General features: G+C 58.2%; 24 protein-coding genes and 4 pseudogenes. 15 read left to right on the top strand and 13 right to left on the bottom strand.

Going from position 1 to position 22,904, the window contains the following annotated elements; all coding sequences use genetic code 11:
* Nucleotides 1-310 precede the first annotated feature (310 nt).
* On the bottom strand, nucleotides 311-1,684 hold the full coding sequence (locus tag GA0061098_RS40510; protein WP_283808040.1) for an aspartate aminotransferase family protein: 1,374 nt from the start codon (nucleotides 1,682-1,684) through the stop codon (nucleotides 311-313).
* A 587-nt stretch (nucleotides 1,685-2,271) separates the two neighbouring features.
* On the opposite strand from GA0061098_RS40510, the pseudogene GA0061098_RS46665 reads away from it, so the two are divergent.
* Both GA0061098_RS46665 and GA0061098_RS40500 read left to right on the top strand, forming a co-directional pair.
* Nucleotides 2,272-2,528 (top strand): annotated as a pseudogene (locus GA0061098_RS46665) (hypothetical protein); the annotation flags it as partial.
* A pseudogene (locus GA0061098_RS40500) lies at nucleotides 2,525-2,930 on the top strand (PIN domain-containing protein). The pseudogenes GA0061098_RS46665 and GA0061098_RS40500, both read left to right, overlap by 4 nt.
* Before the next feature lie 253 nt (nucleotides 2,931-3,183).
* Here the strand turns inward: GA0061098_RS40500 and GA0061098_RS47135 are convergent.
* The 5 genes from GA0061098_RS47135 to GA0061098_RS40480 all read right to left on the bottom strand — a co-directional run bounded on the left by GA0061098_RS47135 (nucleotide 3,184) and on the right by GA0061098_RS40480 (nucleotide 7,136).
* Nucleotides 3,184-3,609: a hypothetical protein gene (locus tag GA0061098_RS47135; RefSeq protein ID WP_347337563.1), complete on the bottom strand. Its 426-nt coding sequence runs from the start codon at nucleotides 3,607-3,609 to the stop codon at nucleotides 3,184-3,186.
* The gene (locus GA0061098_RS47130; protein ID WP_283808038.1) at nucleotides 3,567-4,295 is read right to left on the bottom strand and encodes an aminotransferase class I/II-fold pyridoxal phosphate-dependent enzyme; all 729 of its coding nucleotides are present in this window, start codon (nucleotides 4,293-4,295) and stop codon (nucleotides 3,567-3,569) included. The genes GA0061098_RS47135 and GA0061098_RS47130 overlap by 43 nt, the downstream gene beginning before the upstream one ends.
* A 237-nt stretch (nucleotides 4,296-4,532) precedes the next feature.
* Nucleotides 4,533-5,138: a CDP-alcohol phosphatidyltransferase family protein gene (locus GA0061098_RS40490; protein ID WP_091967243.1), complete on the bottom strand. Its 606-nt coding sequence runs from the start codon at nucleotides 5,136-5,138 to the stop codon at nucleotides 4,533-4,535.
* A gap of 7 nt (nucleotides 5,139-5,145) precedes the next feature.
* Complete coding sequence (locus tag GA0061098_RS40485) at nucleotides 5,146-5,949, bottom strand: phosphocholine cytidylyltransferase family protein (protein ID WP_091967241.1); 804 nt, start codon at nucleotides 5,947-5,949, stop codon at nucleotides 5,146-5,148.
* Between the two features lie 371 nt (nucleotides 5,950-6,320).
* Nucleotides 6,321-7,136: an isocitrate lyase/phosphoenolpyruvate mutase family protein gene (locus GA0061098_RS40480; protein ID WP_245323936.1), complete on the bottom strand. Its 816-nt coding sequence runs from the start codon at nucleotides 7,134-7,136 to the stop codon at nucleotides 6,321-6,323.
* Between the two features lie 520 nt (nucleotides 7,137-7,656).
* Here GA0061098_RS40480 and GA0061098_RS45475 point away from each other — a divergent pair.
* A complete protein-coding gene (locus GA0061098_RS45475) occupies nucleotides 7,657-7,800 on the top strand; it encodes a hypothetical protein (protein ID WP_165637928.1) in 144 nt (47 codons plus the stop codon).
* 3 nt (nucleotides 7,801-7,803) lie between these two features.
* Here GA0061098_RS45475 and GA0061098_RS46660 read toward each other — a convergent pair whose 3' ends face one another.
* Complete coding sequence (locus GA0061098_RS46660) at nucleotides 7,804-8,253, bottom strand: IS1096 element passenger TnpR family protein (RefSeq protein WP_091967239.1); 450 nt, start codon at nucleotides 8,251-8,253, stop codon at nucleotides 7,804-7,806.
* Nucleotides 8,254-8,539: 286 nt separating this feature from the next.
* Here GA0061098_RS46660 and GA0061098_RS40470 point away from each other — a divergent pair, with 286 nt between their 5' ends.
* The gene (locus tag GA0061098_RS40470; protein ID WP_091967237.1) at nucleotides 8,540-8,749 is read left to right on the top strand and encodes a response regulator transcription factor; all 210 of its coding nucleotides are present in this window, start codon (nucleotides 8,540-8,542) and stop codon (nucleotides 8,747-8,749) included.
* A gap of 283 nt (nucleotides 8,750-9,032) precedes the next feature.
* Here GA0061098_RS40470 and GA0061098_RS40465 read toward each other — a convergent pair whose 3' ends face one another.
* Nucleotides 9,033-9,269, bottom strand: a complete 237-nt coding sequence (locus GA0061098_RS40465; RefSeq protein ID WP_091967249.1) for a hypothetical protein — start codon at nucleotides 9,267-9,269, stop codon at nucleotides 9,033-9,035.
* Nucleotides 9,270-9,613: 344 nt separating this feature from the next.
* On the opposite strand from GA0061098_RS40465, the gene GA0061098_RS44430 reads away from it, so the two are divergent.
* Both GA0061098_RS44430 and GA0061098_RS40455 read left to right on the top strand, forming a co-directional pair.
* On the top strand, nucleotides 9,614-10,147 hold the full coding sequence (locus tag GA0061098_RS44430; RefSeq protein WP_245323935.1) for a multiubiquitin domain-containing protein: 534 nt from the start codon (nucleotides 9,614-9,616) through the stop codon (nucleotides 10,145-10,147).
* Nucleotides 10,147-11,094 (top strand): hypothetical protein, encoded by a 948-nt coding sequence (locus tag GA0061098_RS40455; RefSeq protein WP_091967233.1) that lies wholly within the window; start codon nucleotides 10,147-10,149, stop codon nucleotides 11,092-11,094. The genes GA0061098_RS44430 and GA0061098_RS40455 overlap by 1 nt, the downstream gene beginning before the upstream one ends.
* Nucleotides 11,095-11,187: 93 nt before the next feature.
* Here the strand turns inward: GA0061098_RS40455 and GA0061098_RS40450 are convergent.
* A pseudogene (locus GA0061098_RS40450) lies at nucleotides 11,188-11,658 on the bottom strand (IS110 family RNA-guided transposase); the annotation flags it as partial.
* A gap of 254 nt (nucleotides 11,659-11,912) precedes the next feature.
* Between GA0061098_RS40450 and GA0061098_RS46655 the strand changes: the two are divergent.
* Both GA0061098_RS46655 and GA0061098_RS40440 read left to right on the top strand, forming a co-directional pair.
* A complete protein-coding gene (locus GA0061098_RS46655; RefSeq protein WP_091967231.1) occupies nucleotides 11,913-12,107 on the top strand; it encodes a transcriptional regulator domain-containing protein in 195 nt (64 codons plus the stop codon).
* 167 nt (nucleotides 12,108-12,274) lie between these two features.
* A complete protein-coding gene (locus GA0061098_RS40440) occupies nucleotides 12,275-12,838 on the top strand; it encodes a DUF2285 domain-containing protein (RefSeq protein ID WP_245323931.1) in 564 nt (187 codons plus the stop codon).
* A gap of 104 nt (nucleotides 12,839-12,942) precedes the next feature.
* Here GA0061098_RS40440 and GA0061098_RS40435 read toward each other — a convergent pair whose 3' ends face one another.
* The 4 genes and pseudogenes from GA0061098_RS40435 to GA0061098_RS40415 form a co-directional block, all read right to left on the bottom strand.
* Nucleotides 12,943-13,851 carry a LysR family transcriptional regulator gene (locus tag GA0061098_RS40435; protein WP_165637927.1) on the bottom strand — a complete coding sequence of 303 codons (909 nt, stop codon included), beginning with the start codon at nucleotides 13,849-13,851 and terminating at the stop codon, nucleotides 12,943-12,945.
* A 162-nt stretch (nucleotides 13,852-14,013) separates the two neighbouring features.
* Nucleotides 14,014-14,293, bottom strand: a pseudogene (locus tag GA0061098_RS47340) (helix-turn-helix domain-containing protein).
* Nucleotides 14,294-14,693: 400 nt separating this feature from the next.
* The gene (locus GA0061098_RS40425; protein ID WP_091967227.1) at nucleotides 14,694-15,566 is read right to left on the bottom strand and encodes an isocitrate lyase/phosphoenolpyruvate mutase family protein; all 873 of its coding nucleotides are present in this window, start codon (nucleotides 15,564-15,566) and stop codon (nucleotides 14,694-14,696) included.
* A 466-nt stretch (nucleotides 15,567-16,032) separates the two neighbouring features.
* Nucleotides 16,033-16,317: a hypothetical protein gene (locus tag GA0061098_RS40415; RefSeq protein WP_129591076.1), complete on the bottom strand. Its 285-nt coding sequence runs from the start codon at nucleotides 16,315-16,317 to the stop codon at nucleotides 16,033-16,035.
* 35 nt (nucleotides 16,318-16,352) lie between these two features.
* On the opposite strand from GA0061098_RS40415, the gene GA0061098_RS44425 reads away from it, so the two are divergent.
* The 7 genes from GA0061098_RS44425 to GA0061098_RS40385 all read left to right on the top strand — a co-directional run.
* On the top strand, nucleotides 16,353-16,778 hold the full coding sequence (locus GA0061098_RS44425) for a hypothetical protein (RefSeq protein ID WP_129591075.1): 426 nt from the start codon (nucleotides 16,353-16,355) through the stop codon (nucleotides 16,776-16,778).
* Nucleotides 16,779-16,931: 153 nt separating this feature from the next.
* Complete coding sequence (locus tag GA0061098_RS40410; RefSeq protein ID WP_091967221.1) at nucleotides 16,932-18,110, top strand: ABC transporter ATP-binding protein; 1,179 nt, start codon at nucleotides 16,932-16,934, stop codon at nucleotides 18,108-18,110.
* A complete protein-coding gene (locus GA0061098_RS40405; protein ID WP_091967219.1) occupies nucleotides 18,107-19,072 on the top strand; it encodes a carbohydrate ABC transporter permease in 966 nt (321 codons plus the stop codon). Before GA0061098_RS40410 ends, GA0061098_RS40405 begins: the two co-directional genes overlap by 4 nt.
* Nucleotides 19,069-19,920, top strand: a complete 852-nt coding sequence (locus GA0061098_RS40400; protein ID WP_091967217.1) for a carbohydrate ABC transporter permease — start codon at nucleotides 19,069-19,071, stop codon at nucleotides 19,918-19,920. Before GA0061098_RS40405 ends, GA0061098_RS40400 begins: the two co-directional genes overlap by 4 nt.
* A gap of 93 nt (nucleotides 19,921-20,013) precedes the next feature.
* Nucleotides 20,014-20,904 (top strand): TauD/TfdA dioxygenase family protein, encoded by an 891-nt coding sequence (locus GA0061098_RS40395; protein ID WP_165637926.1) that lies wholly within the window; start codon nucleotides 20,014-20,016, stop codon nucleotides 20,902-20,904.
* A 254-nt stretch (nucleotides 20,905-21,158) separates the two neighbouring features.
* Complete coding sequence (locus GA0061098_RS40390; protein ID WP_091967213.1) at nucleotides 21,159-22,235, top strand: hypothetical protein; 1,077 nt, start codon at nucleotides 21,159-21,161, stop codon at nucleotides 22,233-22,235.
* A gap of 485 nt (nucleotides 22,236-22,720) precedes the next feature.
* Nucleotides 22,721-22,904: transposase (locus GA0061098_RS40385; RefSeq protein WP_488226174.1), on the top strand; the 184-nt coding region annotated here is incomplete at its 3' end.

The raw sequence follows: 22,904 nt of genomic DNA, 5'->3' as shown, positions 1-22,904 counted from the left end.
TGGGAGCCCACCCGCCGACCAGAGGGGGTCTTTGCTCAATCGCGTTCGTGCGCGACCGCGATCAGAGCAGCTCCACATGGCGGGGCGTAACAGATCGCCTGACGCCGCAGCTCGAGCATCCATGAGACGCTTGCTAGCTCGCATGCACGCGGAGACGCGCACAACCACCGACATCGCAGCGCCGATGTCTTTCTGTCGTAGCCAAGTCGCATGCCATCGCTTCAGCTAGCCGGATCACGGTTGACGGTAGACTCTAACCGAAGATCATCTTAACGGCATGATGCCGAAAAGCACTGCCGACACAGTGCGGTCATTTGCGTACCTCTATCGCGTCTAGCATGTCATGATGGCTGTCAATAAAACCTGCGAACACATCAACGATGAACTCGGCGGCGGGTTGCGTCATAGGCGTCGAGATCGAAGCGGCAGCCTGCGGTAGGATAATGCCATTTTCTGCAAAGAAACGCGTGAGCTCCTTCATTAGAGTTGCTCCGGCAGGCGTGGGATAGACCTCGCGATAGTCATTCGGAATTTCTGCCCGCGGATGAATGCGGAAGAGTGAGGCGGCTCCGGTCACACACAGCGGCGCGCCCCTGGCTGAGATAGCTCGACGGATCCCATCCCGGACAATATCTCCCAGGATCTCAAGATGTGCAAAAGCCGCTTGATCCAGATGCCGCATTGCGGCCAGCCCCGCTGTCATGGATAGTGGATTAGCGGAGAACGTACCGCCTTGCGGAAGCAGCGGCCGACCCGCTGAGGCATCGAAGACCTTCATTACGTCCTCGCGACCGCCGACTGCTCCAATCGGCAAACCGCCACCGATAATCTTGCCCATCGTGATGAGGTCCGGAACAAGGCCGTAACGTGCGGAAGCACCCTCGAAACTCTGCCTAAGATTGAGGACCTCATCAGCAATCACCAGAATGCCGTTCTTGCGGGCAGATTCCTGCACCGCAGCCATGAATTCAGGCTTCGGCGCAACGAGGCCGCCGCGGCTCGGCATCGGATCCAGAATGACGGCGGCCAGATCGTGCGCATTCGATGATATCAAGCGGCGCACCCCTTCGACATCATTGAAACGGAGCACAACCACTTCGTCGAGCACGCTCGCAGGCATCCCCCGATAGAAGGCCGTCGACTTGGGCTCGATGGCGTCCCCCCAATTGTCCGGTGTCGCCGCTTGACTGACCTCGACCCAGTCATAGGCGCCATGGTAGGCGCCCTCGAGCTTGGCGATCTTCGAACGTCCGGTGAAGGCCCGCGCAGCTTTGATCGCAAACAGCACGGCCTCAGTTCCCGTATTGACGAAGCGAACACGATCAACCTGCGGAATGCGGCCGCAAAGTAGTTCAGCGAGTTCGATCTCGCTCTCCGTCGGATTTGCGAAGCAGCTGCCGCGCCGGATCTGATGGGTTAGTGCTTCCACCACGGGCCCGAAGGCATGCCCATGGATCAACGTCGTAAAGTTGCAATTGAGGTCGAGAAACCGGCGGCCATCAGCATCGAACAGATAGCTGCCCATCCCACACTCGATGTAGAGCGGAGTGGGATTTCGCTCAATTGTTAAGCGCGATGTACCGTCTGGGAAGACCTTTCGCGCTCGGACAAAGTTTTCGCTTGACCGCCGCCCGGGACCGGAAAATCCAGCCGCCGTAGTGGAACCTGCAATTTCCCGGGTCACAATATCCTCCTCGATTTCTTTGACTCTTTTGCTGAGTGGGCCGACCTACACCCTTCGCAGTGCTCCGACTTCCGGCCCCTGTTATTCTACGAGTAATCGGACGTGCCAGAGTCTCTCTCCGGAGTAACATGTAGCCAACTGGAGCATCGCGGCGACCTGAAATAACTTAAACTAGTTAGCTGCCTCTCGTGCCAAGTCGCCGACATTCGGCGTGTGCCCTCAATATTCAACATTAGCTGGTACGTCCCATGTATCTTGGAGCTCCGATGGTAAAGAGATTGCTGGCAAGCGCGCCTCGCGCGTGGGCCGTAATAGCCGCATCGGCATTGCGGGGAAGTGTCATCACTTGGCGGCGGCGTGTGTAGCGGGGCCCTGCTGAGTGCCCTCAGATTAGCTGCATCACAGTCTGTACGGCGAGCTGCTAACCGACCGTACACGCAATTATGGATCAAGATACTACCTACTCTGGTGAGAATGGTACCTTTGGCTGAGCGCTCTCGCTACGCCTCAGCTTCTCGGCCCTGACCTGGATTTTTGCCCTGCGCGGAAGACGCAGCGCGTCGTAGCGGCGGCCGACAGTACGAACGCGCACCTGTGTATGCAAGAGATACGTTGTGCGGTTCGAACTCCAAGCCCTCGAGACCGATCGCGACCTCATCAGAGCGCTTGCGCGCCAGCTGACTGATGAAGGGCCGGAAGCTGGCAATCTCCGGCGCACGGTTCAACAGGCCGTCTCGCCATCCAAGCCGGTGACATCTTGAACGCATTGCGTCGCCCGCCACTCGTCGGCGCCGATCTCGACCTGATGCGCCCGCGCGAAAAAGGGCGCAAGGTCGATCTGTGACGCGATATCTTCTTGCCACAAACATCATCAGAAACGTCGTCAAGCCGCAGCTGTCAGAGTCACTGTTGGCCTGGATGGCAGCACCGCGAGATGAGGATCTATTCATCGCATCACTGACGGTCGCGGAAATCCGGCGCGGCATCCTTGAAAAGCCTCGCGGGAAGAAGCAGGACGCTCTCGATGCATGGCTCTCCGGCCCCGCAGGGACCTTAGGCCTTGTTCGCGGACCGCATCCGGCTATTCGACGAGAAGGCCGGGCTTATCTGGGCGCGCCCGATGGTGGAGGACAAAATCGCCGGACAGCCGCCCAGCGGGCTCGACTTGATCATCGCAGCCGTTGCGGCAGACAACGACTGTACCGTTGTGACGGATAACGAGAGAGATTTCACCGGAGTTAAGTAAATCCGATGCACGGAGGCACGTCGTGGGCGGCGTATGGTCCATCGACCTGCAGCTCACTGACGATCTCGTCGGCTAATGCGCGGCGCCTTGATTTGCTTTGATTCCGCTCGACCGACCAAATAGAAGATCAGCGTAATGGAGTTTGCTTGGCCCGCCCCGGCGGAGCCGTGGGCTGTCCCTTCCGCGCGGTGTCAAAGAAAGGCTTGGGGAGCTGTCCCGGCGAATTCGAAGGGTCAGTACCGCGGTCGTTGCGCTAATCAGCGATGTCTTTCAGTGCTTCCACCAAAAGCTTATTGTCTTCTTCAGTGCGGCTTGCGATGCGCAAGAATCGTTTGCCATTCTGAAGCGTCTTGCCGCCATTGTGCCTGATTAATATCCCTCTATCGTTTAAGAGTTTGGAGGCGATCACGTCCCCATCCGGCCAATGGGGCGGGAGTTCGCAGAACACGAAATTTGCATCGGGCTTCAGAACACTCATTCCGTCGATGCTGCGCAGGTCCGCGTATAGTTTGTCCCTGTTGCTGCCCACCCTGGTCCAACTCTGCTTTGCCGCGTGCGCCAGGTGAGGAAGCTTGCTTAGAAAAAATTCCGCAAACGTATTGACATTCCACGTGGGCAGGGCAGCTCTAATTTCGTTCATCGTCTGTGCATTTGCCGATGCCGCATATCCGATCCGCAAACCGCATGTCCCGTAAAATCTTTCCCAGGCTTTTGAGAACGATCACATTTGGGAAATTCGAGCAAGTGACTTTCCAAGCTCGCACTTCGTCCGACTTCACTAAATTCGATGAATGACTCATCGATCAGTAGGAGTTGCTGTTGAGCTCGAAGCGCGGAAGCGAGATATAGCAAATCCGCATAGGGAACGATCCGCGAAGTTGGATTATTCGGCGATATCACGACCGCGCCGTCGACACCATTTGCACGCGCAAATGCTGCATAGCAGTGCACATCGAGTTCAAAATCTGGCGGTGGCAGGATAAAGCGCGACAACCGCCCGGGCAAGGCGGTGGTTTCATAGGGATTGAAAGTGGGGACCGGGACCGCAATCCTCATACCCAGTCGACCAAGAAGGATGGGAATCAGTTCAGCCACGCCATTGCAAATGACAAGATTATTCGCCGGAATCTTCACCGTATCCGCAAGAAGCTGAACCATCTGCGCATTAGGAGAGGGATAGCAGGTGATAAGCCGCGGTAGAGCTTCCTTTAGTTCGTCAGGGAACGCTTGCGGCGGAAAATAAGGATTCATCAGAAGGACGAAGTCCTTGATGTCATATTTCCAATAGCCGCCGGGGAATCGGCTAACGAGGTCAGAGATGTCGTCGGACCTAAGCGGTACGTTGATTTCTGCTGTGCTGTTCATGAGTGAGACTAGCTGAAACGTTTCAGGGCCGACGAAAATTCCAGAGCGATCGCGTTCTCTCGACTAGCTCACGGCGAACAAGCATCGAGCAGCGCCTATTCGCGCGGAAATTACCCGGCAATAAGACTGGCGCGCGCACACTGCGGTTGGGGAGACTATTGCGTCATCTCGTGACCTGCATGCTAGGGAACCCTGCAACGCAACAGCTCACTCGCTGGATCATACTTCCCTCCCCAATCAAAAGGACCGACTGGCTAAAGCCACCGATGATGCGACGGCGAAGATGCTTATCGCCGTATACATTGTTGCGCTGAGTGGTGGCACACGAACAGGCGCGACATGCGCCATAGCGAGCAGCAAGAAGCCAATGTTCACGACGTCAGAAAATGCTTCATTAGGAATGAGAGGCTTAAGAAGAAAAAAGAGCGCCAGGAGCGGCACGTCGTAAGACAAGGGAACGCCCAAGAAGCATTCATCGCACGACCTGCCAAAGTTCGCAAAGTAGCTAAGCCTTATTGCACCAGCCACCAGTAGCGTGGTTGCGGTCGCAAGAGCGAGAGGTGAGGCTTGGCTGACTTGTACCACAATTACCGCAGGCAGAACGGCTCCATAGACAATATCCGCAAACCCGTCGAGGCTCGCTCCCATCTTTGCAACATCTGGATCGCGACCCTTCGTACGACCCGCCACAAACCCGTCGAGGTGGTCCGATAGAACAGCCCAAAGCGCTACTGCCACAGATAGCTCGAGGCGCTCAGAGAGAGCAAGAAATAGGCTGGTGGAGGAAAAGAGGAGACCTGTGATTGTTATGGCGTTCGCTGGATCCCAAAGGTATTTTAGCATTGGACTCTCACCTAGTCTGCGAATCACGTGTCGGCGTGTAGGCGTTCATTCGGTTCCTGAAAATGCGCTCGGCAATTTGCAAATCCTCAGCATTATCAATTTCGTACCAACTGAGGCCATCGCATCGCGCCGCTGCGAGCTGTAAACCTCGTCTTTCTATCAGATAACCGAAAAGTTCTTCGGTGTAGGTTTGCCTGGCCCCGGCGGCGATGATATCGTCCAGCGTCGGAACAATCGTTGCCTTGAGTGTCGGCGCCGAGAGACGTAATAGGTTCATCGTCTTGAATAGCTTTGGGCCATCCGCAACAAGATTTGACGCGGTTTGCTTCAATCGAAAGCCTGAGATGAAGCCGTTCTGCGACAACAGAACGGCTGATCCTTCCATTGAATCATCGAAGGGAACGACTGCAGCGACGTCAGTGCTCCGGCAGATTATCAAGTAGCGCAACGCATCCTCTTCGAAAAAGACGTCGCCCTCGAGAAGAAAGCAGTCTCCGGACAGAAGAGCGTCGCGCGCCAGCCACAAGGAATAGGCGCTTCCGGTGCGGTCAAAAACAGTCGACTCGACATATTTGATTCTGAGTCCGCCGAAGCGGCTGCCGCAGGCATACTGAATGGCGTCTTTGCGGTAGCCCACCACGATCGTCACCTCTTCCACGCCGACGGTTTCCAGATTGCGCAGAGCGTTGTGAAGAATCGAAGTGCCATTGACCTCGATGAGCGGCTTCGGCCGCAGATCTGTCAGAGGACGCAGGCGAGAGCCGCAGCCAGCGGCGAGAATAATGGCGTTCTTGGGGGCGTCGGTAACCATTTAGTTCCTTTTCGTCGCGCCGCTAAGATGAAACACCGGCGAGTGTCTTCGCCCGCAGCGTATGCTTCCTGAAGCGAAATCAAGCCTGCCGGAGGCTTTGAAAATGAACCCCAAGCGTGAAGGCAGACAAATGGTCCTCGCCGGTCCTTCTCCAAAGAGGAGGGTGGCCATGGATCCGATGCTCGAGCTGCTGCCCAGATGGCAAAATGCGTATTTCAGCCGAGTGAGGCGTGCTACGCCATCTAAGGAAACCTCAGTACAATGAAAGCCATTTGAGATTGAAGTCGCACCTGGCCAGCTAGCAGGAAGTCCAGGACGGTAGGTCTTCGGCAAAATACACTCCGGTGTCGACGAAATCCTATTTGCGCAATTCAGCGTCGGGGCCGCAGATATAACGCTTCCGCACGGGGGAGTTCGTCGTACTTCAAAAGTTCGAAGACTTCGTCGAGAGAAGGAATATTCGGCTCAACGCTCGCGGTGTTTTCCTCAGCGATGATGCGACGGCAGACTTGCCGCATTGCGGCTATTGCCGCTCGCATGGAGTGGTTGGCCCAGATCACCGTGGAGATGCGGGCTTCACGGTATACAGAGATCGGCGTTCGGTAGTATTTCGTCGGAACGATCACGAGGGGCAATCTGTTCTGCCAAGCGCGCGCGAACGAAAGCATTTCATCCGCGGTGCTCCTACGCGAATGAATGAGGATCGCATCGGCTCCCGCGTCGGCGTAGACGTGAGCGCACAAGAGTGCTTCGTCCATCTCAAACCCAGCGATCAACGCCTCGATCCTTGCCACCAGAACCAAGTCATCTGCGACCGTATCCTTCACTGCCCGGAGGCGGCCCGAAAATTCGTCGATATCGGCGAGGGGGTGCCGATCCCCAACAAAGGAGTTAATCTTCGGAAAACAGTTGTCCTCCAGTGCGACGCCGGCAGCGCCGCGCTGGAGGAGCTTGCGCGCCAGCAGGCGAGCATTGTTGAAATTCCCGAAGCCGCCGTCGCCGTCAACCAGGACAGGAAGTTGGCTTGAGTCCACAATCCGCTCTACCACCTCGACGAGGTGACTCCATGACGCCTCGTTGGCGTCGCGGTATCCAAGAGAGCAGGCGATCGACAGGCCCGACGCCCAGAGACCGTTGAATCCTGCGCGCTCAGCAATCGCGGCGGAGAGTCCATCATGCGCTTCCATGAGGAAGGAAAGTTCGCTGCTGGAACTGATTTGAGCGCGCAGCAGTTCAATAAGTGAGGGGGCAGCGGATTGATCAGGGCCGTTGGCGAGGAGAGATGGCGAGTGGTCTTGCATGCCGATTGCCTGTGCGTTGACCGGCCGACGTTCATCACTCGATAGGTGACACGGCGCTGTCATCTAGATCAATTACGAGAGTTGATAGTTGACTGAGGCACAGAATTCGTACATCTCGGCGCAGCCGCGCAGCGATGATGTCTAATCGCTCCTCGAGCCTCCGGTCCCCAGCGGACGAAGCCCCCTAGCTCGGGGTGAAAAATCATCGACCTCGTCCGCTATCGAGACGAGCGCGGGACGCGGTTCGGCTGCGCCCAGGGCTCCGCGGGCCAATGATTGCCCCGGCCTAAGGCCCCAGAGTCTCTGATGTCGGGTGTGCAACATGCTGTCGGGCCCATGACGCGTCCGACTAAGCAAATAGCGTTTACAATCAAGCTATCGAATTTAGCATGAGCAGAATGAGGCCATGTCAACAGCAGCGCTCGTGCAAGGAGCGGCAGTGGTGGCTTACAACATCATCAGCTCTCAGTTAATTGTCTGGGGCGGGCACGAAATCGATTTTTCCAATGACGCGACCCATCTCAATGCGCGTGTGGTTTTGTCAGCATGACGATTATTGGATCGTGGTCCGCGATACCATCGCTATGCGCTCGCGCCACGGTGCTGCGCCTTTGCCTGGCCCTCGACCTGCCGGCAACAATATTCGACAGACAGCCGTCTTCAAACGGCTTGAGGCCGAGGTTCGGCTCATGGACCTGGCGCGCCTTGCGGGCATCGTGGGCTGGGCACCAAAATCACCATCGGGATCAAGGATACCCCAACGCCCTTCGCCAGCCAGGAACTGGAAGAGATGGCTATTCGTCCAGCCAAATGCCGCCTGAAGCGCCAGATGCAGCCGATCAGGGCCGCCGGCCGTTGTCCTCCGGAAGACTCGGCGGTGCGCCAGGCTATGCTGAATACCTCGATGCCATCCGCGTCCCTGCCCGAGGCGACACGCTGGAAAGGAAAGCTTTGGTGCAAATGAAGGATTGCGGCTCGCGAGCCGGGTGCTACGGCCCTTCACAGAGGACTCACCCCTGGCGGGAGGAGCGCCTGGTCAAAGGGTGATATCCAGCTCACACAGACGTTGACGCAAAGATCGACTGCTACAATTGTCGGTAAATGCCGCTGTTGCGTTTACGACATATGTCGCAATCCCGTCGATAGGGCACTGCAGTTGGATGGCAGTCTCCCGAGAATGGACCGGCAATCTCCCAAGAGCTTGTCCTGCCGCGAGAGTTTGCGGGTGCCACTGAGTGGTATGGCATTTGCTGATTGCGTTCTAGTCCTCTCGGCTCCAGGAGAAATTTATGGCGGATGTGCAAGAGGTTGTGCTGTCGGAACGGGAAAGGCAGTGTTTGCGATGGGTCGAGGAGGGGAAGTCATCCTGGGCCATTGGCGTCATCCTGGAAGTGAGCGAGAACACCGTCAACTTTCATGTCAAAAATGCGATGCGAAAGCTGGAAACGACCAGCCGTACCCAGTGCGTCGTCAAGGCGCGGCGTCAGCGTCTTATTTAATTTAACGGTCACGCTTCCGTTCCCGCTGCAGATCGAACAGTCGATCGTGCTTCCGTCTCTCATCTTAGGTCGCCGCACGGAACGAGGCAGGACGGCTAATGTTCAGGTTTATAACGATGTGAAGCTCATCGGGCGGAAGCAATGATTGGCCGATAATTGTCGACCGGCAGAACCTGCGCGGAAGCCTGTGGGCTGCCTAATTGAAGGCTGAAGTGCGCACGCTCATCGGTTAACGAGTACCCCGCTCCGACGGGTCAGCGAAGGGCGGTCAATCCTTCGTGTTCTACAGTTCCTCACGGGCTGCAATATCGAGCTCGATCTCACGCGCCACTTCGATGATGCTCTCTAAATGGCCTCCGTTCTTGAAGAGAGCGTATTTCAAAGCTTCAGCGCGGTTGATAAAAATCCCGCCCGGCGCGCCCCGTTTTTTGCGGGCACCCCAGTGACCGGCCCGATTTCTGCCGACAAAAACAATCGGCGGAGCGCAGTCACCTGAACGGGAATCGAGGACCTGAATCACCGTGCCCCTTCGGTGGGATGACAGCTCATACTCACGTGGAAACAACCCATAGCGGAAGTGCTCCGGCTCGCGATCGTAAGGCCACTGTCGACTTGTCGTGCTACTCACATTGCAGCGTTCGAAACAAGCATGAGCGACTTTAAAGTTCGGCTATTGGCCGCCAATCGGCTGTGGCTGCAGCCAATGCCGCCTCTCCCGACGCGGATGCACCGGGTGCTTTCGAAATGGCCTCGGGCGCCCGGACAAGTGCATGCACCATGGGGGGAAAGCGAACGTTCTAGCGGCGGCGCTTTTTGGAGGTGAGTCCGGTTTCTTCGGCTTCAGGCGCAAGCCACTTGGGCAGCGTGACCTTGGATTGTCGGGAAACCCATCGCGGCGTCCGATTCGCGCCCGCCACGAGAACCGACGCCGGCCGACGCCGCAAGAGCGTGGATCCTGAGCCCTTCAGCCTCTCTCGTTCGCCGTTCGGCGTCGGTCAGTCGCATTTCCAAGGAAATCACAGATCCTGTTCGTACAACAACGGCCTGACACGCGGGCCGGAGCCCGCATCGTGTGATTTGCGGGAACTCGCATATTCGGCCGGGAAGCCGCCGTGGGTGCAAGACAATAGAGGCGAACAGATGTGTGACAAGCAGAACGGACACCAGCAGATGTACTTCTTCTTTGTCGGCGGCAAGAAGTACGAGACCGACCGGCCGGCACTGACAGGGCTGCAAATTAAGGCGCGCGTTGCTGAGTGGAATTCCTCTCAAGATCTTGTTCTCGAAGGGCACGGAAACGATCCCGATCGCGTTATCGGAGATGACGAACGGGTCTCGTTAGACAAGGACAAGGGTCCGCTTCGCTTCTCGTCGGCCCCGACGGCGAACTTCGGCTGATGGGCGGCGCCGCTGAAATCCAGATCGAGGATCTGCGTCGGCGCTGGCCGGATGTGCGTACGCAAGAACTGCCGAGCGGCGCAATCCTGGTGACGATCGGTTCGATCTCGCTGCTGCCTGGCTGGAGCAGGGCTGCGACTTCGATCCGTTTTCCGGTTCCGACCGGCTACCCCTTTGCCGCACCCGACTGCTTCTGGGCGGACAACGATCTGATGCTCGAGAGTGGACGCATGCCGTGCAATGCCGGCAACAACAACATTATCCCGGAAACCGCGGAACCGGGACTGGAATGGCCAAGCATGGAATCCCAACCGCGACACGCTCTCAAGCTGGATGAACACCATCGCCGATCGCCTAAGGCGACTGCAATGAGCGGACTGCGTTTCGCCTGGCCGGCGTATCGCAGGGCCTCGGCCGACCTGCTGGCCTCAGCGCCACTCGAGAGCTGCGGGGTAGCCTATTCGGTGCACGATCCGCACACCGACGCATGGTTGGTGGACGATGTAGAGAGCGTCGCCGATTCGGCTTACGAGCATCGCGATGAGGTGTCGGCAACGCTTCGACCTGCATTCATCGTCGAAGTCGCCAACCGTGCCCGCGCGCTGGGACGAAGCGTCGTGCTGGTGCATACCCATCCGTTCGAACAGAGCCATCCGCGATTCTCCGCAGTCGACGACCTGGGCGAGGTCGCATTGGCTGGCTATCTGCGTCGCCGCGCGCCTAAAGGCGAACACCTGGCGCTCGTATTGAGTCAGGCGGGCTGCCGAGCCCGGCGGATCGGCACGGCCCAGGAGGTGCCGGTCTGGCAGATCGGCGAGCGACTGGTCCTCCTGTCGTCTGACAAATCCACCGAAAGCAGCGATGTGCGATATGATCGGCAGGTGCGCGCGATGCTGCCATCTGTCGGACCTGAACCAAATCATAAAGACGTGCTCCAGGCACGATGAGTACATCTGGGTCTTCCAGCCCCGTCTCGCCGACTGTTGCGCCATACTCTCCTTCAACCGACTGCACCTGCGACGACCCCAGGCCCGCTAGGCTCACGCCTTGGCGGCGACCGGAGCTCTGTGGTTTTCCTGCTTTACAAGTAGCGCCCAGACGATCCGCGCGATCTTGTTGGCGAGCGCCACGGTTACCAGCATGCGCGGTTTGCGAGCCAGCATCTGTTCGAGCCACGAACCCTTTGGCGCACCCAATTTGCTCGACTGTTGCACGACGGCGCTGCTCCCGATGATGAGGAGGCGCCGAAGCGTGCGTTCGCCCATCTTGGATGTCCCGCCGAGCTTCTGCTTACCGCCCGTCGATCTTTGAAGAGGCGTTAGTCCAAGCCAGGCCGCGAAGTCACGGCCTTTGGCAAAAGTCTCGGCTGGCGGTGCTAGAGCAGCAATCGCGGTAGCGGAGATCGGGCCAATGCCAGGAATGGTCATCAGCCTACGCGATACCCCGTCCTCACGAGTACGTCGCGCGATCTCTTTGTTAAGATCCGCGATCCTGTCATCGAGGCCGGCGAGCTGATCACGTCATATGACAAGGAGCACGCTATTACCTAGCGGGCCACGGCTATCGTGATCTGCTCCGATGTGGTTGGCCCAAGGAATGAACAGGGCGGGTCGCAGGATCCGCAGAATTCCTAGCAATCGCAAAAGATGATCGTGGCATCGATAAAGTGCATGCAAGGCGGGCACACGGTACGGCATGCAGCCGTAAGCGCCACAATCATCGGCTGCAGTTCACCGCGTGTGAAGATCATGCGGGAAATGGAGAGATGCCGAATACTGACTGGAGATCTGAGGAGGCATATAGCGGCCTCAAGAGCGCAGAAGCGGCCGACCTGGCCTGGGAGTGGCTGCGCCGAGATCGCGACTACCAAGAGGGTTATAGGCGGTTATCTCACCGCGAACGTTCAAGCGCAGCGGCGGGCCAGTTCCGGCGGAAGTGGGGGCTCTCGTTTTCCAGCTGATCCGCAAAAGACTTTCGACAAGCAAGTAGTCTTCTGGGCACCCGAGGTGCTGCCGACGGTACTAGCTGTGCGGGCGGCCAACCTGGGGCGCGCCCAAAAGCTACCACCTCGATTTCGCCAATCTGTCGGGCGGCGCGCTTCATCGCGCGCCGGATGGATGGCATGCCATGGTGCCGCTCGGCGGCACGAAGCATCGCCTTTGGCTGAGCGAGCTTCCGGCGAGCGGATCTGCTGTCGTCCTCGATCTGCCGCTCGACGCCAATTTCGAGCTTCGCGTGCAGGCCGCGCGTCGACTTTGGCTAGCGCTTGAGCGTCGGCCGCTCGGCACGCCTCCTCTTGCTGTGCCGGCTTTGCAGCAGCGGCGGTTGATCCTCGCGCTGCGCGCACTGGATGGATGGCAGGAAGGAAATAGCTATCGCCAAATCGCGAAAGGCCTGTTTGGAAGCCATCGTATTGCTGAGCGGGGCTGGAAAACAGACGATTTGCGCAGCCGAACCATTCGACTTGTTAAACTGGGGCGGCGCCTCATGCGCCTTCGCTGCCGCGCATCCTCAACAAGGGCAGACGCACGAACGACCGTTCACGAGCTCTTGGGCGATCAACGGCACACCTCCGTTCTGTGCAGCCAATTCTTCTGGCATGGCACGATCGCCAATAGGATGAGATCTTTGCGTTCCGATCTATCACTCTGGCGTCTGGATAGCTGCAACAGAGAGGCGCTATCTTCGTAAGGGTTCGACGACTCTGCTCGGATGGTTTTCTCGAGTTGAGTGCTCTCGACTTGAATAGCGGGCAATGCATCGATCTCGAGTTGTAGAGGGGCGCCTGCTAGGCGTCAGGCAGCCTGCGCAAGTGCAGCCTTCTTGCAAAGACGAGCCAACCATCGGCAAAAAGAACGAGCGATTTCGGGATGCTCGCTGCGATCCACCGCATAGGCCCGATACTGCATGCCGCTTGGAGCGCGTGAGCCGGGGATGACTTGCAAAGCGCCCCCTCGCACCAGATCACTGACGATGATTTCCGGTGCGACAAGAAGGCATTTTCCTGTCATGACGGCCGGCAGAGCAAGATAGTTGTGATCATAGCGCGCGCCCGCTCGTATGTCGTTTGAGGACAGGTTCATGGCCCTCAGCCACGTGGGCAGGATGTCGGGACGTGATGTGATGTTCAGTATCGGGGTTGAGCGAACGATCGAGAGTTCTCTGCCCGCGACCAGATTTGGCGGCCCGACGCATACCAGCTCCTCATTGTAGATCTCCCAACTGTCGGCGGGTTCGATGACGGACAGGTCGCGTGTAATCAAAATATCGAAATCGTCCGAAGATGTCGGCCGCGAGAGAGAGCTGACGACGTCCACGATGACGCCGCCCGCTTCAGAAGAGAACGCTTGCAGATTTGGGATCAGAAGCGAGGAAGCAAAAGTCGATAGTGATGTGCGAACGACAATACGATTGGTGCCCGCGGCCGCCCGCCGCCGCATTCTCTTGGCGGTGAAGCCGACTGTCTCGAGCGGTTCAGAGACTGCGTTAGCGAATAGCCGTCCGAACTCGGTCAAATCACTGCGCCGCCCACGCCGCTCAATGAGATCCGCACCCAGATAGTCCCGCAGGACGGACAAATAGCGGCTGACCGAGCTCTGCGTCGTTCCCAAGCTGCTGGCGGCGCGCGTGACGCTGCCTTCGCGTGCGACGGTCACAAAAGCGCGGATGGCATTTAAAGGAACTTCATCGTCTTGAGCCGCCATTGTCTGCTCCGGCGCCAGATTGAAGATCCATCACATTATTCGATGTCCATAGCCGGATTGCCGCGAATCAAGGGTCGGCTGCGCACAAAATCCGCGTGGGAGCGCATTGATACTTGGTCACCGCACAAGATCGGCGTCAACGGCTCGGTGCTGTCAGGGCGGCTAGGTCCTTTTACTGCGTGCCGGTTTCGGCTTGCGACCTTTAGGTAAGGTAGCGGGTGGCGTCGCACCCTGGGGCCGAACAAAAAGCTTGGATACGGCTACGCCGAGCGTCCCGGCAAGGCGATCGAGAAGATCGATTGTCGGGTTCGCCTGTTGGCGCTCAAGTCCGCTCATATAGGAGCGATCAACACCTGCATCATAGGCCAATTGCTCTTGCGGAATACCGCGCTGGACGCCGGATCCCGCGCACATTGTAAGCCACAAGCGCAAGAGCTCTCATGCGCGAAGGCAGCCATTTCGATGGCCATCAAACCACAGGCTATAACCGACATAAAAACATCATCACCAAATTGGGGGTTTCGATCGAATGATTCGATGCGTGTCACCGAATCCTTGCTCCTCGGATGCTGGTATGTCGATTGTGTATCAGTTTGTGGCGGCGCGGGATTTGCCGGCGCTGACTGGAGCTTGGTCGTTCCGCTGGCTCGGCAGCTGTTCAATTCCGCTGCCCACTTGCGCGAATGGCCTCGAGCCAAAGAGAAAGATGCTCGCTGGGAGGGAGCCGATGGCCTTCTATTCAACGAAATGGAGTTGCAGCCCCGATGAAATGAGCCGGCGCAAAACATCCAGATTGCAGCGACAGCCGTTCAGGCAATATTCGAGGAGCCTTCAGCCCTGCATCAGCGCAGAAAGCGCGTTTCAGCTGCCTGAACCTCGCCCATTCTCTGGAGTCTGAAGATTTCCTCTACCGGTACAATATTCTTGTGAACGTTCTGGACGCCGCCATCAGCGATGATGCGCCGGAAGGTGTCCCTCAAGGCCGTGCTTGAAGCCCGGATACCGTAATTGCCATAGATCATCATCTGAACGTTACCCAACTCCTTGACCCGACGGGCATCCAGGTCCGGATAAGCATTTGGCACAATGGCCAGCGGCACTGAACCGGTCCAGGCGCGTGAAAAGCTTTCGATCTCGCCAGGATCCTTCTTCTTTGAATGGATCAGGATCATGTCCGCACCAGCCTTCACATATGCCTGGGCGCGGTCTAAGGCTTCAGCTTCGCCAAGGCCGGCGATGAGCGCTTCGGTTCTCGCAATCACAAGAAAATTTGGATCTCGTCTTGTGGCGAGAGCAGCCTCGATCTTGCCCAGGAATTCCTCGACGCGTAGCAGTTGCTGGCGGCCGTCCGCAGCAAGGCTCGTAACCTTGGGGAATGTCTTGTCCTCGATGACAACGGCGCTGGCACCGGCCCTTTCATATTCGCCAATCGCATGCATGACATTGATCGCATTGCCATAGCCTGTGTCGATGTCGGCCACGATTGGTATCGTCGTGCGCCCGGCGATTGCTCGCAGCATATCCAGATGCTGCGCCATCGAGATCAGGCTCATGTCAGCCAAGCCATAAAGTGCGGAAAGTTCGAAACCTGAGGCCCACAGCCCATCGAAGCCGGCTTCCTCCGCGAGGATCGCTGAAAGCGGGCTATGAGCTGCCATAATGTGGACAAGACCGCTTTCGGCCATCCGGGCGCGCAGGCATTTGGCAGGAGACATCTGAAGTCTTTCAAGTTAGGGCGGCGCAAGCGGTGATGATCAGATCGCAGGCGCGGGTGAGATCCTCAAGCGAGGAAGCATGAGAGATGCGAATGTAGGGCGAGGCCAGGAAGCCGCCGGGGGGCACCAGGGGACTCAAACGCATCGAGAAGATACATGGCGAACATGGCTGTCATGTCACCCCTTACCGGCTGCTGTGCGTTTGCCGGTCACCGGCGCAGGAAGAAGAAGCGTAGAATGCGACAGGTAAGGCGATGGTCTTTCCGCTGCTTCAGCTTAGTGACCACGAGCGCGCGGCCTTGCGGAACGCGCGCGAATTGCCTCAGATGACCCCCGACGCCAGGCAGCGCCTCGACAGCTGCATATTGCGCGATCGAGCTCCTACGGAAAAAGCTCCGACTCTGGACGAGATTGATGGCCTCGACCAGAGTCAAAGGTACTGCGCCATACAGAAGGCACCAACCAGTCATTGCGTCGGCCTCTGAATCGCCATTGACCCGGCATCGAGACTTGCAAAGTTTGCGTCGAACACGGCCTGCTTCGCGCCGCAAAAGACCGTGGTCTGATCGATACTGGAATCGAGCCCGTGACCGCGACTGAAGTCTCGCTGACTGGCCGGCGCAGCTGCCTGCTCCCTACCAGCGTGTTGCTTTTCGTCGGCCCGTCGTGGATTGCGGCAGATGCCGGCCTCGCAGGCAGCAAGTGAGGTTTCGAAATCGGGTTCGCCCTGACCGAGTGTGATCACGTCCACGCCTTGTGCGCCTAGCTCGGCGGCTCGCGCGGCACATGGCCTCGGCTTCGGAGGAACGGACAAGCCTTGAGCCGTTCTGCAACGAGAGACAATGGAAGCACCTGAAGTTTGACGCAGAATTGTTGGCGGTTTCTACTCGTTGGCAAAGCTGCGAACAAAACAGACATTCGTGTTTGTTGGGTGAAACGATCGCAAGTTGCGATGCCTTGCGTCGCATCGCCGAAGACGACGGCGGGTTTCGCAGCCGCGCTTCACCAGCGGAGCGATTTGCTCGGCGCTTTGTGCGTTGGACGCCGCGCAGACGTGTGAATTCTCTGGTCCAAATCGAAACGATCAACAGGACTCGAAGCGCGTTCCGCCTCACGACGCAGAATTTGCGCGGCGCACCGTTAAGAAAGCAGCGCCAAGGCGCGCTCGCTGCGGGCGGTCCGTTGTCAAGCGATCTCGGCGACGCTGCTTAGGGCCAGGCTGTTTAGCCCCGCAGTACCGCGGCTATCGCATATTGCAGGGACTTCCATCTACTTATTCGATATCTGTCATCCAGCTGTAGCACGATGGGTTTTCAAGGTCCTCAGCTTGCGCAAAGAGTCTCATGCCAGCGAGGAAGTGATGCGATGGCATCGGTTTTGATCGAAAGTATCAGTAAGGACTACGGTCAGACGCCGGTCCTGCGCAGCATCTCGCTGTCGATAGCCGATGGTGAATTCCTGACGCTGTTGGGACCATCGGGCTGTGGTAAGTCGACGCTGCTCCGCATTCTGGCCGGACTTGAGACGCAGGACGCCGGCTCCGTCTCGATCGGCGAGCGCGTGGTGGACGGAGTGCGGCCAAAGCGGCGGGATATCGCAATGGTGTTCCAGTCCTATGCACTCTATCCCCATATGAGCGTCGCGTCGAATATCGCGCTGCCGTTGCGGATGCGTCGGCTCTCTGCCTTACAGAGGCTCCCCCTTCTCGGCCGTCTTCTGCCAACAACGGCGCAGATCGGGGCGGACATCGGCGTGGAAGTCTCCCGTACGGCTAAGTCCCTCGGGATCGGCGACTTGTTGTCGCGCAAACCGGGGCAACTTTCGGGCGGCCAGCGCCAACGTGTCGCGGTTGCTCGGGCGATGGTGCGCCATCCAGCTGTTTTCCTGATGGACGAGCCCCTATCCAATCTCGACGCCAAACTGCGCGTGCAGATGCGCGCCGAGATCAAGGAACTGCACCAACGGCTCCGGGTCACCTTCGTCTATGTGACGCATGATCAGGCCGAGGCGATGACCCTTTCGGACCGCGTGGCGGTGATGCTCGACGGTGAGTTGTTGCAGGTTGCTCCACCACAAAGCATCTATTCCGATCCAGACAATCGCCGCGTTGCCGAATTCATCGGCTCGCCCAAGATCAACCTGCTTGATGGCGTGATGCGCGAACGCGGCCTGATCGACGTGGCTGGCTCGACGATCCCGATCGAAGCCGATGCCCTAGCAGGGACGCAGCTCTTGCTCGGCATTCGTCCGGAGGCGTTTTATCACGCAGACCACGCCGGCCAGGGAGTGCTGACAGGTTCGGTGCGAATGGTAGAGCACATGGGATCAGATCTGTTCGTACATCTCGGTCTTGCCGGCATCGATCAGCCGTTGATCGCAAGGCTGGTGGCCGAGCGGGCGCCGCATATCGCGCCCGGCCAGACCTTGCACGTCGGCGCGAGCCCGGATCGCATTCTTCTGTTTACACGGGATGGACGGCGCTTACGGCGGGAAGCGGATCCTGTCTGCAGATACGTCGCTCCGTTCCGGGAGGCCGCGCGATGAGCGAGCCTCATGTTTTCTCAAACGCTTATAATCGGTCCTTAACGCGGCGTGGAGAGTCATGTCTTGCGGTCTCTCCAGCTCGTCGGCAAGCCTTTGCGGTGGCATTCGCAGGATACGGTCTGGCTGGCCCTGCGGTCTTCTTTCTGCTGGTGCTGTTCTTGCTGCCGGTTATTGGGGTGTTTTTCATCGCGCTCACCGATTGGCAGCTCGGGGCGGGCTCGTTTTCCTTCGTCGGCTTCTCCAACTACCGTGAGGCATTCGCGGACGCCACCTTTAGGGCCTCCCTCGCCAACACCGCTGTCTATGTTCTGATCGTCGTGCCGGGTACGCTGCTTGCCGGCCTTACGGTTGCACTTCTGATCGAAAGCGGAAAATCCTGCCGCTCGTTCTATCGGGCCATCCATTTCCTGCCCTTTATGGCGACGGTCACGACTATGGCCATTGTCTGGGAGGCGCTGCTGCATCCCACGATAGGCCTCGTGAACCAGATGTTCGCCGCCGTCGGCCTTCCGACCGCCAACTGGCTGCGCAATGAAAATACCGTCCTCCCGGTGTTGGGCGCTCTCGGGATCTGGCAAAATCTCGGCTATGCGATGGTGTTGTTTCTCGCGGGCCTCAAAAGCATCCCGCGAGATCTCTACGATGCGGCCGAGGTCGATGGTGCCGACTTATGGATTGACCGCCTACGCACCGTCACTCTGCCCTTGCTCGGGCCGGTCTCGATGTTCGTTGTCATTGTCGTGGCACTGCGGGCCTTGGAATGCTTCGACGCGGTGAAGGTACTGACGCAGGGCGGCCCTGGAGATGCCTCCGAAGTGCTGCTCTACACCCTCTATCGAGAGAGTTTTGAGTATCTGCGCACCGGATATGGCGCCGCCATCGCCGTCGTCTTTCTCGTTATGGTCGGAACTCTCACGCTGATCAACGCGCTCGTCATGGATAGGAAGGTGCATTACCAATGAGCGCGGTTACTTCCGTCAAAGGCCTTTCCTCGCTTGCCGGGATCCTTCGCCATGTCGTGTTACTCGTCACAGGAGCGTTGATACTCGTTCCCTTCCTGTGGATGATTTCGCTCTCGATCAAAGCGCCGGGCGAGATATTCCACGCGTCCTTGTCCTTTTGGCCCGTGCAATTCTACGGCATCGAAAACTATGAAAAAGCGCTGTCTGAAGCGCCGCTGCTCCGCTACATGGGCAACGGCCTGATGGTATGCGGTCTGATCCTGGCGCTGCAAATTCTCCTCTGCGCTCCTTGCGCCTACGCGCTTGCAAAACTGCGATTTTTCGGTCGCGACCTCGTTTTCGGCATGGTGCTTGCCGGTCTGATCCTCCCGCACCAAGTGCTTTCGCTGCCGCTATTCATCCTCGGGTACAAGCTCGCCATCCTCAACACTTACACCGCGCTGATTCTTCCTTATATCGTCTCACCCTTCGGCATCTTTCTGTTTCGACAGTTTTTCAAGACAATTCCGGATGATGTCGTGCACGCTGCCCGTCTCGACGGTCTCTCTGAACTCGCTATCGTCTGGAAGGTCATGGTGCCAATGGCACTACCGGCCGTCATCGCGTTTGCAATCTTCTCGGTGGTCGGGCACTGGAATGACCTGTTCTGGCCCCTGATCGCCGTACGTGATCAATCCCTGATGCCGCCGCCGCTGGGCATTCTGGTCTTCAAGAACGAGGAGGCCGGCAGCGACTACGGTCCTCTGATGGCCGCATCCACTCTTGTGGTGCTCCCGCTCACCATCGCCTTCCTTGTAGCCCAACGTTGGTTTGTCGAGGGACTGACCGGAGGGGCCGTCAAACAATAGGCGAGCCGAGGCTATCAAAATTCTCCTCTCGTCGCATGCACAGGCATTCCCCGGGCAAGCGCTGGAATGGTTATGGTTGGAAAAGGAACTCCGATGTTCACAATAACAAAGCTTTCTTCTGCGATCGGCGCTGATGTCGCCAACGTTGATCTCCGCAGATTGGCGGAATCGAAAGACGCCGCCGTTGTCGCTGCGCTTCGCGAAGCGCTTGCAACGAACCTTTTGCTTCGCTTTCGCGGTCAGCATCTGTCACCAAGCGAATTCGTCAGGCTTGCGTCAGCCTTCGGCCATACAAAGACGCTGAAGCGCGCCGCAGCGTCAAGTAGCGCGCATTTGCCTGGCCATCCTGAAATCAAGGTCGTCTCGAACGTAGCGAATGATGATGGCCGCCCGATCGGTGACGGTGGTTCCTCTGAGAATTACTGGCACACCGATGGCACCTATCTGCCACAGCCTGTCAAGTTAACGTTCTTGTACGGACGCGAGTCGCCCAAAACAAATCCACCGAAGACGTTTTTCATGAACCTCTCCGATGTCCATGATCGCCTGCCTCGCTGCTTGACATCCTATCTGAGCCAACTGAGTTGCATCCATTATTCGCAGTATAACTTCGCTCCCGAATATGCCGAGCAAATTGCAGCACTCCCCGAAGGGGCCGATCGTCGGCATATAGGGCCCAGCTTTCCGCTCGTGCGCCTCAATCCCAATAGTGGAAGACCATCCTTGTATCTCCCGCGCCAGCGACAATGCCTTATCGGAGGCTTGACGAGCGCAGAGAGTGAGAAGCTCTCTGACCTGCTATGGACATACGTCGAAGCCTATAACGACACATGGGGTGACGTGATAGGTGTCGATGATCTCTTCGTCTTCGATAACAGTTATACGCTTCATAGACGTGAGGCGTTCGACTCTCGAGAACGGCGTGTCCTATGGCATATCACGACGGAGGGCGAACCACCGATTCCGTATGCGTCGGCGTCCTAATGGGTCGCGAGAGCCCAGTGGCAGCAGAAAGAGTCGCGGCAGAGTGAAGGTGAGCGGTGCCATCCGGCCTGTAGCGATCCATCCATGCCCGCCAAGACGAGCATACCTTCGGTTCGAGACGCCCAAAACCGGCGGGCCGTTTTCCGGACCACAAGTCGCGCCATCATTGGAGAAGTGGGGTGGTTGCCTGTTCGCCGACAATTTCAGAGGCCGTCCCCAGATCGGCGGCCGCGCTATTTTCGAACGAGCTGTTTATGAATGGCGGCACGTTTCCTGCGGTTGTGTTTTGGCGCCCGCCGACCGGCACTAACCCAACCGTCGTTTTCTTGCCTGGCGGTGGCCATCTGGCCCGGGTCGCATATGGCCACCCGGGCGCGGATCCACGGGACTTCCTCGACTTCTGGCTGCGAGAGGTCGGATGGGGGCTTCTCGCGGTCTCCTATCCCAGTGATCATCCCACCTTTCCCCACCTCTATCCCGAGATGACCGTGAGCGACTGGGGGGCGTCCGTGACCGCGATCACCCTCGGCCTTTTGGCCCCGTGTCCGGCGCCACGGCGGGTCGTTGTGGCCGGCTGGAGCATGGCGGGGCGGGTTGCGCGCTCTGTCTGTCGAGGTCTCTCCCGAGGCGGTTTGCCGCCGATCGGCTTTATCTCGCTCGCTGCGAGCGCTCCGCTTCCCGGCCTGGTGCCCGTCTTCGAGAGGGGCGAGCCGGTGACGGAGGCGGGCTTGTGGGATCTCTCGGCCGATGAGCCCGGTCTACCAACGCGTCACGCAAATTGGTGTGCTGAACTTGCTGCCCAATCGGCCGACAACGAGCGCGTGATCATCCCCGAAGATGTCTATCAACGCGACTATCGTGTGAATACCCCGCTTCTGCTGCGCGGAGAGCCGCAATATCTGCGATCGCGCAGCGCGGTCGTTTCGGTTGCAGAAGTGACGGACGAACTCGGCACTTTCGATTTTGGTTCCCATCCGCTGACGGGTGTAATAGCGCCGACGCGGCCTTCTGATGCGCGCCACGCGCTGACCGATTCACTCACTTGGGGTTTCCTGAACGCACAGCACGTCTTCGAGCGCTACGTTAGCGGATGCCCCGGTCTTTGCACTTTCCCTAACCAGCTTTGGGAGCAGTTGCGGTCGCTCATGTTAGATTTGCCACGCCGCCTCACGCGTACTGTATCAGGCGGTCATTTCTTTTTCGTAGGTGAGCGCGGCGCCAAAGCAACAGCACATCATCTGACAAATCTCGCCACCGAAATCGCATTCCTGCAGGCCGAAGTCTCGGCCATCGTCTGCAAATCAACCGGCACCACCAACGAAATAGAATGACAGCCTTCAGCCGTTCCCAAGCACTCACTCACTGCATTCATACGCATTTCTGATAATGCCCGCGCCCCTCACCAGATGTCGCTCGAGCTGGTCCGCCAGCACGAGCTGGCCCCCGAACCTGGTCGTTCGACCAGTTCGATCACAGTCGGGCCCGCTACCGACGCAATTGAAACATGGTTGACGATCTTTCGGGCGTGTTGGGGCGACGAGGCGCTAGTCTCCTCACACCGAGCCGGGCGCCGAGGTTAATGGGCGTCAAACGAAGGACTGCGGCGTGCTGCTGGTACACGCCGTCCACAAAAAAGATCAGATAGTCGTCCGTGAAGAATACGGATCGGTCTGAGAAGTAAGCAGAATTGGTCTTGATGTAGTATTCGATTTTGCAGGAAAGTGGGGTGCTGGACCTCGTTTTCCTGCGTTTTGGGATTTTGCTTTTGGGCGATTCGTGATTCCCTGATGTCGGGTCATCGGCATTGGGGAAGGCGATGAGCAAACCGCGGGACGATCGCCAGAAAGACCTGCTGCTTCCGGCGCTCGATCAGATCATCGACTTGGGTCACCCGCTGGTGCGGTTGGCGGCGCTGATCGACTGGAAGTTTCTGGATGAGCGCTTTAGTTCGGTCTGCCAAACAGGGTTGGGGCAGCCTGGCTTGCCGACGCGGCTCGTGG

It is taken from the genome of Bradyrhizobium shewense (genome assembly GCF_900094605.1).
Taxonomy (GTDB): Bacteria; Pseudomonadota; Alphaproteobacteria; order Rhizobiales; family Xanthobacteraceae; genus Bradyrhizobium; species Bradyrhizobium shewense.
The sequence above is the reverse complement of the archived record's forward strand: the minus strand, read 5'-3'. Positions and strand labels throughout refer to the sequence as shown.